The organism is Salinibacillus kushneri (assembly GCF_900111405.1).
Lineage (GTDB): Bacteria > Bacillota > Bacilli > Bacillales > Alkalibacillaceae > Salinibacillus > Salinibacillus kushneri.
The window spans coordinates 212,640-226,796 of sequence record NZ_FOHJ01000006.1; the positions used below are offsets into that span (position 1 = coordinate 212,640).

12 protein-coding genes are annotated in these 14,157 nt (G+C 38.0%); 4 read left to right on the forward strand and 8 right to left on the reverse strand.

What is annotated here, in order from left to right; all coding sequences use genetic code 11:
• Positions 1 to 602: 602 nt before the first annotated feature.
• From BMX63_RS10795 to BMX63_RS10830, 8 genes are all read right to left on the reverse strand, one after another.
• Positions 603 to 1,679: an AI-2E family transporter gene (locus tag BMX63_RS10795; RefSeq protein ID WP_093135305.1), complete on the reverse strand. Its 1,077-nt coding sequence runs from the start codon at positions 1,677 to 1,679 to the stop codon at positions 603 to 605.
• 99 nt (positions 1,680 to 1,778) lie between these two features.
• The gene (locus BMX63_RS10800; RefSeq protein WP_093135307.1) at positions 1,779 to 1,973 is read right to left on the reverse strand and encodes a hypothetical protein; all 195 of its coding nucleotides are present in this window, start codon (positions 1,971 to 1,973) and stop codon (positions 1,779 to 1,781) included.
• A gap of 69 nt (positions 1,974 to 2,042) precedes the next feature.
• Entirely contained in the window at positions 2,043 to 4,376 is a 2,334-nt protein-coding gene (gene recD2, locus BMX63_RS10805; protein ID WP_245732809.1) for an SF1B family DNA helicase RecD2, read from the reverse strand.
• 18 nt (positions 4,377 to 4,394) lie between these two features.
• A complete protein-coding gene (locus BMX63_RS10810) occupies positions 4,395 to 5,072 on the reverse strand; it encodes a tetratricopeptide repeat protein (RefSeq protein WP_093135310.1) in 678 nt (225 codons plus the stop codon).
• 130 nt (positions 5,073 to 5,202) lie between these two features.
• Positions 5,203 to 6,318 carry a tRNA 2-thiouridine(34) synthase MnmA gene (gene mnmA, locus BMX63_RS10815; protein WP_093135312.1) on the reverse strand — a complete coding sequence of 372 codons (1,116 nt, stop codon included), beginning with the start codon at positions 6,316 to 6,318 and terminating at the stop codon, positions 5,203 to 5,205.
• A gap of 15 nt (positions 6,319 to 6,333) precedes the next feature.
• Positions 6,334 to 7,473 carry a cysteine desulfurase family protein gene (locus tag BMX63_RS10820; protein ID WP_093135315.1) on the reverse strand — a complete coding sequence of 380 codons (1,140 nt, stop codon included), beginning with the start codon at positions 7,471 to 7,473 and terminating at the stop codon, positions 6,334 to 6,336.
• A gap of 33 nt (positions 7,474 to 7,506) precedes the next feature.
• Positions 7,507 to 7,929 (reverse strand): cysteine metabolism transcriptional regulator CymR, encoded by a 423-nt coding sequence (cymR, locus tag BMX63_RS10825; RefSeq protein WP_093135317.1) that lies wholly within the window; start codon positions 7,927 to 7,929, stop codon positions 7,507 to 7,509.
• Complete coding sequence (locus BMX63_RS10830; protein WP_245732810.1) at positions 7,883 to 8,569, reverse strand: YczE/YyaS/YitT family protein; 687 nt, start codon at positions 8,567 to 8,569, stop codon at positions 7,883 to 7,885. Before BMX63_RS10830 ends, cymR begins: the two co-directional genes overlap by 47 nt.
• 319 nt (positions 8,570 to 8,888) lie before the next feature.
• On the opposite strand from BMX63_RS10830, the gene BMX63_RS10835 reads away from it, so the two are divergent.
• The 4 genes from BMX63_RS10835 to argH all read left to right on the forward strand — a co-directional run bounded on the left by BMX63_RS10835 (position 8,889) and on the right by argH (position 14,142).
• Positions 8,889 to 10,169: a replication-associated recombination protein A gene (locus tag BMX63_RS10835; RefSeq protein ID WP_093135320.1), complete on the forward strand. Its 1,281-nt coding sequence runs from the start codon at positions 8,889 to 8,891 to the stop codon at positions 10,167 to 10,169.
• A gap of 180 nt (positions 10,170 to 10,349) precedes the next feature.
• Positions 10,350 to 11,069, forward strand: a complete 720-nt coding sequence (locus tag BMX63_RS10840; RefSeq protein ID WP_093135322.1) for an RsfA family transcriptional regulator — start codon at positions 10,350 to 10,352, stop codon at positions 11,067 to 11,069.
• Positions 11,070 to 11,485: 416 nt separating this feature from the next.
• Positions 11,486 to 12,745 carry an argininosuccinate synthase gene (locus BMX63_RS10845; protein ID WP_093135325.1) on the forward strand — a complete coding sequence of 420 codons (1,260 nt, stop codon included), beginning with the start codon at positions 11,486 to 11,488 and terminating at the stop codon, positions 12,743 to 12,745.
• Positions 12,742 to 14,142, forward strand: coding sequence for an argininosuccinate lyase (argH, locus tag BMX63_RS10850; RefSeq protein ID WP_093135327.1), 1,401 nt, complete (start codon positions 12,742 to 12,744; stop codon positions 14,140 to 14,142). Before BMX63_RS10845 ends, argH begins: the two co-directional genes overlap by 4 nt.
• The last annotated feature ends 15 nt before the right edge of the window (positions 14,143 to 14,157 follow it).

Here is a 14,157-nt window from a genome sequence, read left to right on the forward strand (position 1 = left end):
ACCTTTTACGTATTAACGGCACGCTGCCGGCGGGAATTAACCGCACTCCGGACTAGCATTCCAGGACCTTATATCTGGAATTCCTTCCAGCCTAGAGAATTCCTCTCTGTATTATGGTGCTCTCCATAATCATTAGATAGTATCCTGTACTCAGATCCTTCTACATTTTCCTATAGTCGTTTGATTATGGCGATATTATAGCCAACTTTCAAAAACATGTCAACCAGAAAAGCGAAGGCGACTGAACAGGTCCGACTGCATAAGCAGAATTCACGGAGTGGCATGTTTTTCGCCACGGAGTGGATTCTGCTTATGTCTGCTTGGACCTAGGAGCCGTAGCTAGACATACAAAAGCGAAGGCGACTGAACAGGTCCGACAGCATAAGTAGAATTCACGGAGTGGCATGTTTTTCGCCACGGAGTGGATTATGCTTATGTCTGTTTGGACCTAGGAGCCGCAGCTAGACATACAAAAGCGAAGGCACTGGTCTGGTGGTGTACCTGACACGTCAATGATGCCTATAAATTAGCTATTCACCATAATAGCTAATTTATAGACATCTGTCCGTCCACATTTAAACCACCATCCAAATGCCCACGGTCTACTTTTTCCCCCATGCTTCCTTCATTTTTTTCACAGCTGGTGTCGGTTCAACAAAAACTTTAATAATCGTCAATACAGGAACGGCCAGAATCATTCCGGCTATCCCAAAAGACTCTCCGCCTACCAATAAGGCAAAAATAATGAAAACAGGATGTACATGTAAGGATTTTCCTACAATATATGGTGATAAAAGATTTCCTTCTATCAACTGTACACCTACTACTGCTAAAATCACATAAATGACTTGATTGGTTGATATGGTAAAAGCAATCAAAACAGCTGGGATTGCACCTAAAATAGGTCCAAAATAAGGAATAATATTGGTCATTCCCATAAATGTACCCAATAATAAAGGGTATTTCATATCAATCAGCCAAAGCAAAAGGGAAGAGATTAACCCAACAAATAAACAAACTAAAAATTGACCACGTAAATAACCACCCAGGTTATGATCGATGCTTTGTAATACCGATTGATAATAGCCCTTTTTATTTCCTGGACCAATGGCTAAAAGGGATGCTTTAAATTTTGAAAAGTCCTTTAAAAAGTAAAAAACAAGGATGGGGATTACCGCAATAATAACAATGACATCAGTAATTCCTGTAAGGGAATAGGCGATGTTAGTTAACCCATCCACAAGTCCCTCTTCGATTTTTACAAAGGCCTCATCCATTTTATCATGAACATCCTCAGGAAAATTGGACGTACTTACATAAAGATTATATATCCATTCCTGGTATGTATCGAACAGTTGAGGTAAGAAATTAATTAATCCCTTTAATTGCTTTACAAACATGGGAACTGCTTTATAGATGCCAAACCCTATTCCACCAAATATCAGGACATAAATCGTTAAAATAGACGTCCATCTTGGCATAAATTCATTCAGCCAATTGACTAAAGGGTATAATAAATAAGCAATTAAAGCTGCAATTAAAATTGGGGTTAAAATGGTCATTAAAAAAGAAAACACAAATTGATAGAATGGATAGGTTTTTAATAGTAAATAGAAAAGAACAGAGACAATTACGGCTATCCCTAACCCATATAGAAGCCTCTTCTCTTTATTTGTCATCCACAACCCCCCTGAGGAAAATCCTCACAAAAGAAAGGAGGGCAGCATCAATAGCTGCCCTTACTCATCGATTTTTAGTTTTTATATGATGAAGTCATTTTATGTATACGATTTTGGTGTAAGATCTTCATCATTAAACAAGTCGTCTAAAGAGGATAACGTTCCATCCTCTTCTACTTCATGAACTTTAATTCGGCCATTATCCAGGGATAACTCTATAAAACAATTCCAGCAATAATACTGTTGATGACCAATTTTCCCTAGATTCTGACCCTGACAATTTGGACAATTCACCGTTTGGGCAACTCCTTTGAAGTTTATCTAGTATAAGAGTTCCCCATATATTTTAAAAATATACATTGTTTACATAAAATCATAAGGTGAAAGCTCCTCGTCATCCACTTCCGCCATTTCTTCCTTTCTTTCTTCACCCTGCATCGTTTCACCGGCAAACATGAACTCCATCCGTTTTGCTAAAGTGGTATTCCTTACGTTTTGGTCTTCAGTTCGTACTCCTTCCAGAAAAGCCCTTTGATCTCCGCAAATAATGAGAGATTGCTTACTTCTTGTAATAGCTGTATATAATAGATTTTTCCTTAACATGCGCCGATAATCTGGAACAACAGGCATGACGACAATAGGAAATTCACTTCCCTGTGATTTATGAATGGAAATGCAATAGGCATGCATAAGCTGATGAAGCTCAGATCGTACATAATGAACTTCCTTTCCATCAAAATCAACGACAAGCTGTTCCTGATTTTCTTCTGTTTCATCCGCTTTTAAAATGGTTACTATATGGCCAATATCTCCGTTAAACACACCCTTTTCAGGCTGATTCACAAGCTGTATCATTTTATCTCCGGAACGAAACACCTGATCATTGAATTGAATAGACCTTTTTTGGTTATTGCGGGGATTAAGAAGTTCCTGAAGGGCTTCATTTAATATATTTATCCCGATATTTGACCGATACATAGGTGCCAACACCTGGATATCCCGTATAGAGTAACCTTTATCTACTGCTTTTTTTACAATATCCTGCAGCAATGTCAGTGTATGTTTTCCATATGATTGAAAAAACGAAAAATCCTCTCCCCTTTTTAAAGACTGACCATCACATTGATTATTCTTTATTTCATGTGCCAGTTCAACGATTCTTGAGCCTTCCTTTTGACGATAAATTTCTGTTAGCTTACACGTTGGTATGACTTCTGATGCTAAAAAATCAGTTAAAACCTGACCTGGTCCAACTGATGGCAATTGATCCTCATCCCCAACTAATACTATTTGCGTTTTACTGGGAATGGCCCGAAACAATTGATTCGCAAGCCAGATATCGACCATCGAAAACTCATCAATAATAATAAGCTCTGCATCCAATTGACGACTTTGATTAAACTCGAATTCTTCGTTTCCGGACCACCCTAATAAACGATGGATAGTCTGTGCTTTATGACCAGTTGCTTCAGTCATTCGCTTTGCTGCTCGCCCTGTAGGTGCTGCAAGGATTATGCCTGATTCATCCTGTTTATCCTTATCTGTCTTCTTTTTAGGATTTAATCGTTCATAAACGCCTATAATACCTTTTATAACGGTTGTTTTTCCTGTTCCAGGTCCACCAGTAAGAATCATAGCTTTTGAATTTAATGCCTGCTCAATCGCTTCATACTGTTCTCTACCATAGCTAATGGTTTCCTTTTCTTCAATTTCACCTAAGGCTTTTAGAATATCCGCTTGTGTGTATTCATCTTCAAGCTTAATATCCATGATTCGTTTTAACTGAGAACTTACACCTTCTTCAGAAAAATAAAGAGAAGGAAGGTAGACACGATTTTCTTCAATGATTAAATATCCTTCCTCTGATAGCTCTTTAACCTTTTGTTCAATGGTTTCATTGGTAACAGATGGGTCGGTTTCGTTTAGCAATTTCCGTACATCATCACAGAGCTGTTCGAGATATTCAAAGACATGACCAAATTGAGATTGTCTCTTTAGCGTATGAATACAGCCCGCTTGTATTCTGGTCGGGTGATCACCTGAGATACCGAGTATTTTAGCAATTTCATCAGCCCTTCTAAACCCAAATCCCTCTACTTCAAAAACAAATTGATAAGGATTTTCTTCAAGCAGTTTCAACGTTTCTTCTTTATATATGTCATATATTTTTTGGGTGAGCTGAAGCCCAATACCATAGTCAGCTAAAGCCATTACAACTCGTTCAAAACCTTGATTTTCCCTTAAGGTTTGACTAAAGGATGATATGATATTTTGGGGAAATCCGGGAATACCTGCTAATATATTTTCATCCTTTAAGATTTTATCTATCGCTGTTTCTCCTAATGCGTCTACTATTTTCTCGGCACTCTTTTTTCCTACACCATAAAAAATATCACTTGATAAATAACGGACTAGGCTATCTTTGGTTTTGGGAATTTCCCTTGTATATGTAAACACTTGATATTGCTGTCCAAATTTAGCATGCTGAGACAGATTTCCATAAAAAATATATTCCTGTTCCTGTTCAAGTGGAGGAAAATGACCTTTCACGACAATTTCTTTATCTTTAAATGGCTCATTCGTATCTATTATCCGTATAAGGGCAATGGAAAACCGCTCCTCCGCATTATGAAAAATCGTACGGAGTAAACTTCCCTTTATATATCCTTTTTCCTCATGTACTGAATCCATTGCCATGCGATAATACTCCCTTTTTTAATCATTATCATTAGTATTCTGATTCAACATTTCCTGTACTTTTTCCTTTCCATTGCCAGCAAGTACATGGTCAGGTTGAATTCGCAACGCTTCGTTAAAATGATGTAAAGCTTTTTCTACATCTGCGTAATATAAATATCCTACACCTAAATTATAATGGGCATCACTATGTTCATTCTCTAATTTTAGCACTTCTTTCATTTGTTCCATAGCTAAATCTATTTGTTGTGATTGAGCTAAAGCCAGTCCATACTGAAATTGTGCATCTACATCCTGCAAATTAAGCTCGGCTGCACGTTGTAAGTAGGGTAAAGCAAATCGGGATTTTTCCTGTTGTACCAATGTCATCCCAAGCATAAAATAAATGTCTCCATTCTCTAACCCTTCATGAACGGCCTTTTCGAAATATTCCTGAGCTTCTTTGAATTTATCCTGTTCATAATACATATTTCCAAGTCCATAATAGGCAGTTGAAGCGTGCTCATCGAGTTCAATAGCCTTTTCATAAAAGGTTTTAGCCCGCTCAAAATCGTTTAAATGAAGAAGCAGATTCCCAAAATTAATATACCCTACAGGATTGGATGGATCTTCATCAATTGCTTCTGTAAAAGCTCTGGCTGCTTCCTCAAACTTATGCTCTTTTAAATATTCAATCCCTGTTTCCATTTTACCCATAATCTACATCCTCCTAAAAGTTGTGTTTCAATAAGGAAGGCCAGAAATCAATAACAAAGCATTTCTTCCCTTCAGAAGAAAACCCTGCATTCCATTCTGACCTCTACTATTACTATACACTGTTCTGTTTTTAAGCTAAATGCTGAATATATTTTTCGTTTTTAATAACACGATCTATCGTTGCTCCGCCCAGACAAACGTCGCCCTCATAGAAAACAACTGCCTGACCTGGTGTTATAGCTCGTTGTGGTTCAGCAAATTCTACTCTAATGTCCCCATTTTCCATAGGATAGACAGTTACTTTGCTATCTTGCTGACGATAGCGGAATTTTGCCGTACAAGTAAATGGTTCATTTAATTCTCCTGGAAGAATCCAATTTATATCTGTTGCTTCTAAGGCATCAGAATATAAATGATCATTATGATAGCCCTGACCGACATATAGCACATTATCTTCCAGGTTTTTACCGATAACAAACCACGGCTCTCCAGATCCACCGATACCAAGTCCGTGTCTTTGACCGATAGTGTAATACATTAAACCATCATGGTCACCTTTCACCTCACCAGTCAACGTTTTCATTTTCCCTGGCTGTGCAGGTAAATACTCACTTAGAAATTCTTTGAAATTACGTTCTCCAATAAAACAAATCCCTGTACTATCCTTCTTGGTCGCTGTAGCAAGATTGTTCTCTTTCGCAATTTCACGTACTTCTTTCTTATCCATTTCTCCTAGTGGAAACATGACTTTCGATAATACATCCTGAGATAGTTGATTTAAAAAGTACGTTTGATCTTTATTATTATCAACACCACGAAGCATTTCGAATTGGCCATTTCGTTCACGTACTCTTGCATAGTGACCTGTAGCCAGATAATCTGCTCCTAAAGATAAAGCGTGGTCTAAAAAGGCTTTAAATTTAATTTCCTTATTACACATAACATCCGGATTTGGTGTTCTGCCAGCTTTGTATTCATCAAGAAAATAGGTAAATACTTTATCCCAGTATTGCTTTTCAAAGTTCACGGAATAATACGGAATATCTAATTGATTACAAACGCGCACAACATCTTCAAAATCCTCCGTAGCAGTACAAACACCAAACTCATCTGTATCATCCCAGTTTTTCATAAAAATACCGACGACATCATATCCTTGTTGTTTCAACAAAAGAGCTGCAACAGATGAATCGACTCCACCTGACATCCCAACAACTACTCTTGTATCTTTCGGTTCTTTTTTCATGCTTTCACTCCCCTCTTATGTTAAACGGTGGACTATTTTAGCAACCTTCTTCGCACTCCTACCCATTTGCTCTTCATCATTTGCATTTCCAAAACTGAACCGAATCGAATTGGTTGTACGTTCATCTCTGGAGCTATACATCTCTGATAGCACATGAGATGGCTCCACAGAACCAGCCGTACAGGCAGAACCACTTGAAGCGGCAATTCCAGATAAATCAAAGTTTGTCAATAAGCTTTCCACATTCGTCCCCGGAAAACTGATGTTCACAATAGATGAAACAGAATTCTGCTCATCCCCATTTATGGAAAAATTCACTTCTTGTTCTTCTAGTGTTTGCAAGAAATGTTTTTTAAAAGCACTGTATTTATGATTTCTTGCTTTTCTTTCCTGTCCAATCAACTCAACTGCCTTTTGAAATCCTTTGACTGCGGCAGTATTTTCTGTTCCAGCCCGGCGTTTACGCTCCTGTTCTCCTCCATGTTGAAGAGCTTGAAGCATTATACCCTCTCTAACGTATAAAAAACCAATTCCTTTAGGGCCATAGATTTTGTGCGCTGATACACTAAGTAAATCCACTCCCAATTCATTTACATCTATCGGCAATGTCCCAAATGCCTGAACAGCATCGGTATGAAAATAAGCGGAATGTTCCTTTAGTAATTCACCAATTTCCTGAACAGGCTGGATTGTACCTACTTCGTTATTTACATACATGATAGACACAAGAATCGTATCCTCACGTAAATGGTTTTTTACATCCTCAACAGATATCCGTCCAGTCTCATCAACTGGCAAATAGGTGACCTCAAAGCCTTCTTTCTCCAAATATTCGGCTGTACGTAGTGTAGCATGGTGTTCTATGGAGGTCGTAATAATATGTTTGCCTTCGTTTTGTCTTTTTCGTGCCACACCAATTAAAGCCATATTATCAGCTTCTGTTCCTCCACTTGTATAAACGATTTCTTTTTCATTTGCTCCAATACTTTCTGCAATCACTTGACGGGATTCGTCTAATATTTTTCGTGCTTGTCTCCCGAAATGATGAACACTCGATGGATTTCCAAAAGTATGTTCTAAAACCGGAATCATTTCCTTAACTACTTCGGGGTGAACAGGTGTTGTTGCGGCGTGATCTAAATATATCGGTTCCAACGTCTCACCTTCTTTTTTCTATAAATTACCCTATTAAATATAAAACATATACCCATGCAGATTTTCATTATCTTCAAAGTTTGCCATATCAGCAAGGGTAGTTGTATCAAGTACATCTTTGACAGCATTTCGAATACGGACCCATAATTCTTTTTTAGCAGGTTCTTCTTCTTCAATGCCCTCTACAATAAAAATGGGACCCTCCAATATACGAATAACATCACCGGCTGTAATATCTTCAGGAGATTTAGTCAATAAATAGCCTCCGTATGCTCCACGAACACTTCTTACAAAACCAGCATTTCGTAATGGCGGAATTAATTGTTCTAAATAGTGTTCAGAGAGTTCATGATCTCGTGCAATCGATTTTAGAGATAGCGGCTTTTTATCCCCATAATTTTTGGCCAAATCAATCATAATGGTTAAGCCGTATCGTCCCTTCGTTGAAATTTTCACTCGTTTTCCTCCTCCATATCATGTACTTCAATAATCGTTCAGACTGAGGTAAAGAATAGCCTACGATTGATCCTAATAACACTGAAGCAATTACAGTACCTATGCCTATGGGTCCGCCCAGAAAATAACCAACAATGAAAACAAGGATTTCAAGTCCAATACGAACCCATTGTACCTTCCAGCCGGTTTTTTCAGTTAATAAAAGCATTAATGTATCTCTTGGTCCGGCTCCTAATTTTGCTGCGACATATAATCCAATTCCATACCCAGCAATAAGAAGTCCAATCATCAGTGTAAGAAAATCCATCCACAATGGACCTGGGTCCGGAAGTATAAATAAAAAGATATCAATAAAAATTCCCATAAAGACCATATTAAAAATCGTGCCAATTTGTGGCCACGTTTTTCTTACCATACATGATAAGCTTACAATAACAATACCAACGATTATACTCCAGGAACCAACCGTTAAACCAAATTGGCTAAACAGGCCATAGTGAAGAACATCCCACGGACTAATACCTAAATCCTTTGCCTTTATCGTTAATGATATCCCAAAGGCTAAGATGATAATCCCAACAAAATATACGAACCATCTCATCAGTAGATGTTCACGGCCTTGATACGTAAGCTCACTCATACTCCACTCCCTCTCACTAACTCAGAGCTCTCCTATTAAACCATTGATATTATAGCACGAAACCCTCTCCCCTTGCATTTTAAACACACGAAGATTAGGCTAGAAATAAAAGCGATGGCGACTGATTAGGTCTTGTGCTATAAACAGAAGACCTGGATGGCACGATTTTACCACAGAATTTCTTTTCTTATATCCGTCCAGGCTTAGGAGCGGCAGTTGAACAAATAAAAGCGAAAGCGACTGACCAGGTTCTGCAGCATATGCAGAATTATAAAGTGTTTTCCCTTTATGAAACATCAATCAAAGGAGAATAGAAATAATGAGTTTACAACCCTTAGCATATCGAATGCGACCGAAAAGTATAGACGATATTATCGGACAGAAACATTTAGTTGGTCAAGGAAAAATGATTAGAAGAATGGTTGAGGCAAATAAATTATCATCTATGATTCTTTTTGGCCCCCCTGGAACCGGAAAAACCAGTATGGCTATGGCTATTGCAAAAAGTCTGGATTTTCCTTTTAAACAACTAAATGCTGTAGTAGATAAGAAAAAAGATATGGAAATTGTAGTAGAAGAAGCCAAGTTTTCTGGAAAAATGATCTTAATTTTAGATGAAGTCCATCGATTGGATAAAGGTAAGCAGGATTTCCTTCTTCCCCATTTAGAAAGTAATTTAATTACTTTAATCGGCTGTACAACTAGTAACCCTTACCATTCTATTAATCCGGCTATTCGCAGCAGATGTCATTTGTTTGAACTGCATCGATTAGAGTCAGAGGATGTAAAAGAAGGTATATTACATGCTCTACAGGATGAAGAATCAGGAATGGGCACGTATGAAACTTCTTTAACAGATGATGCTGTAGAGCACTTTGCTTTTGCAGCCAATGGAGATTTACGCTCAGCTCTAAATGGACTCGAGCTTGCCATTACTTCAACTCCGGAAAATGACGATGGTTTAACCTGCATTGATTTAGAGGTTGCTGAACAATGTATGCAAAAGAAAAGCTTTTCACATGATAAGGATGGAGATGGACATTATGATGTCTTATCTGCCTTTCAAAAGTCCATAAGAGGAAGCGATGTAAATGCTGCATTACACTACCTTGGTCGACTGATTGAAGCTGGTGATTTAGATAGCATTGGCAGGCGTCTAGTTGTTTGTGCTTATGAGGATATAGGACTGGCAAACCCTCAGGCAGGGCCTAGAGCACTTTCAGCTGTTCAGGCTGCGGAAAGAATCGGCTTTCCTGAAGCTAGAATTCCTTTATCTGTATCCGTTGTAGAGCTTTGTCTATCACCAAAATCAAATTCAGCTTATCAAGCTTTAGATCAGGCACTGCAGGATATTCATTCAGGAAAAAGCGGTGAAGTTCCAAAGCATTTAAAAGATGCCCATTATAGTGGAGCGAAAGCTTTAGGACGTGGGATAGAATACAAATATCCTCATAACTATGATCAAGGATGGGTTCCACAGCAATATTTACCAGATTCTATTAAAAACAGAGAATATTATCAACCTAAAAATACTGGGAAATTTGAAGCGTCTCTCAAACAAGTATATGAAAGAATTCAGGGGAAAAATAGAAATTCATAATAAATAGAGTATAAACTCCTCTTTTATTGAACAGACTAGATATAAACGATGGACAATAACGAGTATTACAATTCGAAAAACATAACCTATCGCCAATAATAGAGGTAGTTGGTGTTTTTCTTAATACTTTTATCCGACAAAACTTTACATTTTAAAAGTATAAAAGAGGAGTGAACGATTATGGCAAAAGTAAGACAAGATGCATGGTCCCATGAAGATGATCTTCTATTAGCAGAGACAGTTTTACGACATATTAGAGAAGGCAGTACCCAGCTTAATGCTTTTGAGGAAGTAGGAGATAAATTAAATAGAACAGCTGCTGCTTGCGGGTTTCGCTGGAATGCCGAAGTAAGAAGACGCTATGATAAAGCGATCGAAATTGCTAAGCGTCAGAGAAAAGAAAAGAAACGTGCTATCGCACAACAGCAAAAATGGCAACAACAGACTCAGTCAACATCTGTTCCTGCTTACCATCCACCTGAGCCACCTGCTAGAGAGGTACAGCCGCCACAACAGGATGGGAATGTTGCTGGCAAAGTAGAAGAGCAAGAACGGGAATCTTTACAACAACCTATCGCACAATCAAGATCTGTTCCATCTATTGATGATATTATATTATATTTACAAGAGTTCAAGGCTAATTTCGAACATAACTATCAAGACCGAAGCAATTTGGATCAGCTTAAACAGGAAAATCAAACTTTAAAAGCAGAAAATGAAAAACTAGAAAAGCATCTAGCAAAAGTTGAAAAAGAATACGAGACCATGCAGGAAGATTACCAAGTATTAATGTCCATTATGGATAAGGCCAGAAAGATGGTTGTATTTGATGATGACACAGAACCATCTCAAGCCTTTCGCATGGATAAAAACGGTAATCTGGAACAAGTAGCCAGATAATAAGTAAGATGCTGTCCCTTTAAGGGACAGCATCTTTTTTAGACTTTTAGGCCTAAACAGTCATCTCTCCTTTTCCATTCGGGGTCTCGCGTCTTCGCGGGACAAGGAAAGCTTTGATGACTTTACATCGTACGAGAAAAATTTGCATACATTTTATAAGGAGTCTACGTGTATTTGACCTGGTTGTAAGCATTCTATCAACGAAATCACTTTAATCCTCTTCTTTAGCTCACCTCACTTTTTTCATAAAGCAGCAATCTTTATGAAAAAAGCCTTTATCTATAAGCACATTACACCCTGAAAAGCGATTTTTAAAAAAAGTCATTTCACTATTGAATTTTTATACTTAATAATGCATAATAATTCATAAACATTTAAATTTTTTCACTATTTCGACTCAAAGGGAGAGGTTATACATGGAGAAACAAAGAATCGTTTTAGCCTATTCAGGAGGCTTAGATACCTCCGTTGCAATTAAATGGTTACAAGATCAATACAATTATGATGTGATAGCAGTCGCTCTTGATGTTGGGGAAGGGAAAGATTTGGAATTTGTAAAAAACAAGGCACTTGATGTTGGCGCAATAAAGTCTTATGTAGTTGATGCCAAAGCGGCGTTTGCAAAGGAATATGTGGCAAAGGCTTTAAAAGCAAACCTTTTATATGAAGGAAAATATCCTCTTGTTTCAGCCTTATCCCGTCCATTAATAGCGAACATACTGGTTGATATTGCCAAGCAGGAAAACGCTGTTGCCGTTGCACATGGTTGTACAGGTAAGGGCAATGATCAAGTGAGATTTGATGTATCCTTTACAGCTTTAGCTCCTGAACTGGACGTTGTAGCCCCTGTACGTGAATGGGCAATGTCCAGAGACGAAGAGATTGCTTATGCAAAAGAAAATGGCATTCCTATCCCTGTTCATTTAGATAGCCCTTATAGTGTGGATCAAAACCTTTGGGGACGCAGTAATGAGTGCGGTGTTCTAGAAGATCCAGCTGTTGAACCGCCTAAAGATGCGTACGATTTAACCGTTGATCCTGTTGAGGCACCAAACGAACCTGAATACGTAGAAATCGAATTTGTTAAGGGAGAACCTGTTGCCATTAATGGTGAAAAGCTAGCTTTGGAAGATCTTATCCTTAAACTTAATAAAATCGCCGGTCAGCATGGTGTCGGACGAATTGATCACATAGAAAGCCGCTTAGTCGGCATTAAATCGCGTGAGGTTTATGAATGCCCTGCAGCCCTCACTTTAATTGCAGCTCACCAGGAATTAGAAGCACTAACATTACCAAGAGAGGTTGCTCAGTTTAAACCGACAATTGAACAAAAACTTACACAAACAATTTATGATGGATTATGGTATTCACCATTAACCAACGCTTTACATGCCTTTATTGAACAAACTCAAAGCTATGTTTCTGGTAAAGTAAACGTAAAACTCTATAAAGGGCATGCACAAGTAGTAGGACGTACATCTGATTATTCTCTCTATGATTTCGAATTGGCTACTTATAAACCAGACGATGAGTTCAATCATGAAGCGGCTTTAGGTTTTATTCAATTATGGGGACTTCCTACAAAAGTCTATTCATCTGTTACGAATGATTATAAAAATGAGGACTTTGAAATGAGTGACCTAAAAATGGAGAAGAAAGAAGCGGTTAAACAATGAAACTATGGGGCGGACGATTTACGAAACCAACAAATGAACTCGTAGATGAATATACCTCCTCTATCGGATTTGATCAGAAATTAGCACAACAGGATGTTAAAGGAAGTCTTGCACATGTCGATATGCTTGCAAAATGTAAGATTATTACCGACGAGGATGCTACAGTCATTTCTAAAGGACTGAATATTGTTTCAGAGAAAATCCAAAATAAAGAAGCCGAATTAAGCGTGGATCATGAAGATATCCATATGAATATTGAAAAGCTCCTTATTGAAGAAGTCGGTGCAGTGGGAGGAAAACTGCATACAGGAAGAAGTCGTAATGATCAGGTTGCACTGGATATGAGGCTTTTTTTAAGAGAATCCATTGTGATGCTTACAGAATTACTTGTTGGTGTAAAAGAAGCCTTAGTGGAGCAGGCTGAAAAACATATAGACACCCTACTACCAGGATATACTCATTTACAACGTGCCCAGCCTGTTCGTTTTGCCCATCATTTACTGGCTTATGTATTCATGTTTCAGCGTGATGTAGATCGACTAATGGATAGCTACAAAAGAGTCAATCAATTACCACTAGGTGCTGGCGCTTTAGCTGGTACCACCTTTCCTATTGATCGGGACTATGTAGCCAACCGTCTACATTTTGATGGTGTATGTGAAAATAGCCTGGATGCGGTAAGCGATCGCGATTTTGTTGTGGAATTTTTATCCAATTCATCCCTTATTTCTATGCATCTATCAAGATTGTGTGAAGAACTTGTACAATGGTCGAGTTCGGAGTTTAATTTTATCGAATTAGATGATGCCTTCTCTACCGGAAGCAGTATGATGCCGCAAAAGAAAAATCCGGATGTAGCTGAGCTTATACGAGGGAAAACAGGCAGAATATATGGAAATCTAATGAGCATGCTTACCACATTAAAAGGCTTACCCTTAGCTTACAACAAGGATATGCAGGAAGATAAAGAAGGGATGTTTGATACCGTAGATACCTTAAAAGGAGCCTTATCCCTATTTGCACCTATGATTTCAAGTATGCAGGTAAACAAGGAAAACATGTATAAAGCGGTACAACAGGACTTCTCTAATGCTACAGATTTAGCTGATTATTTAGTTCAAAGAGATATTCCTTTTCGTGAAGCCCATTCCATTGTAGGGCAAATTGTTCTGTATTGTATCAAGCAAAATAAATTTTTATTACAGCTGACATTAGATGAATTTCAGCAGTTTTCAGATTCTATTAATGAAGATATATATGAATCTTTAAAACCGGAGTCAGTTGTTAATGCAAGGAATGTAAAAGGAGCTACGTCAGAAGATCGGGTTAGAGAACAATTAGATTATGCCTATTTTTATATCGACTCAAATAAAAGCTGGATTCAGAATCATGGATAACAAATAGACCTTTCA

Bases quoted from the DNA above. Each gene is read 5' to 3' on its own strand.
- BMX63_RS10795 (WP_093135305.1), bottom strand. From the start codon at position 1,679: ATGACAAATAAAGAGAAGAGGCTTCTATATGGGTTAGGGATAGCCGTA.
- recD2 (WP_245732809.1), bottom strand. From the start codon at position 4,376: ATGGCAATGGATTCAGTACATGAGGAAAAAGGATATATAAAGGGAAGT.
- BMX63_RS10810 (WP_093135310.1), bottom strand. From the start codon at position 5,072: ATGGGTAAAATGGAAACAGGGATTGAATATTTAAAAGAGCATAAGTTT.
- mnmA (WP_093135312.1), bottom strand. From the start codon at position 6,318: ATGAAAAAAGAACCGAAAGATACAAGAGTAGTTGTTGGGATGTCAGGT.
- BMX63_RS10830 (WP_245732810.1), bottom strand. From the start codon at position 8,569: ATGAGTGAGCTTACGTATCAAGGCCGTGAACATCTACTGATGAGATGG.
- BMX63_RS10835 (WP_093135320.1), top strand. From the start codon at position 8,889: ATGAGTTTACAACCCTTAGCATATCGAATGCGACCGAAAAGTATAGAC.
- BMX63_RS10840 (WP_093135322.1), top strand. From the start codon at position 10,350: ATGGCAAAAGTAAGACAAGATGCATGGTCCCATGAAGATGATCTTCTA.
- BMX63_RS10845 (WP_093135325.1), top strand. From the start codon at position 11,486: ATGGAGAAACAAAGAATCGTTTTAGCCTATTCAGGAGGCTTAGATACC.
- argH (WP_093135327.1), top strand. From the start codon at position 12,742: ATGAAACTATGGGGCGGACGATTTACGAAACCAACAAATGAACTCGTA.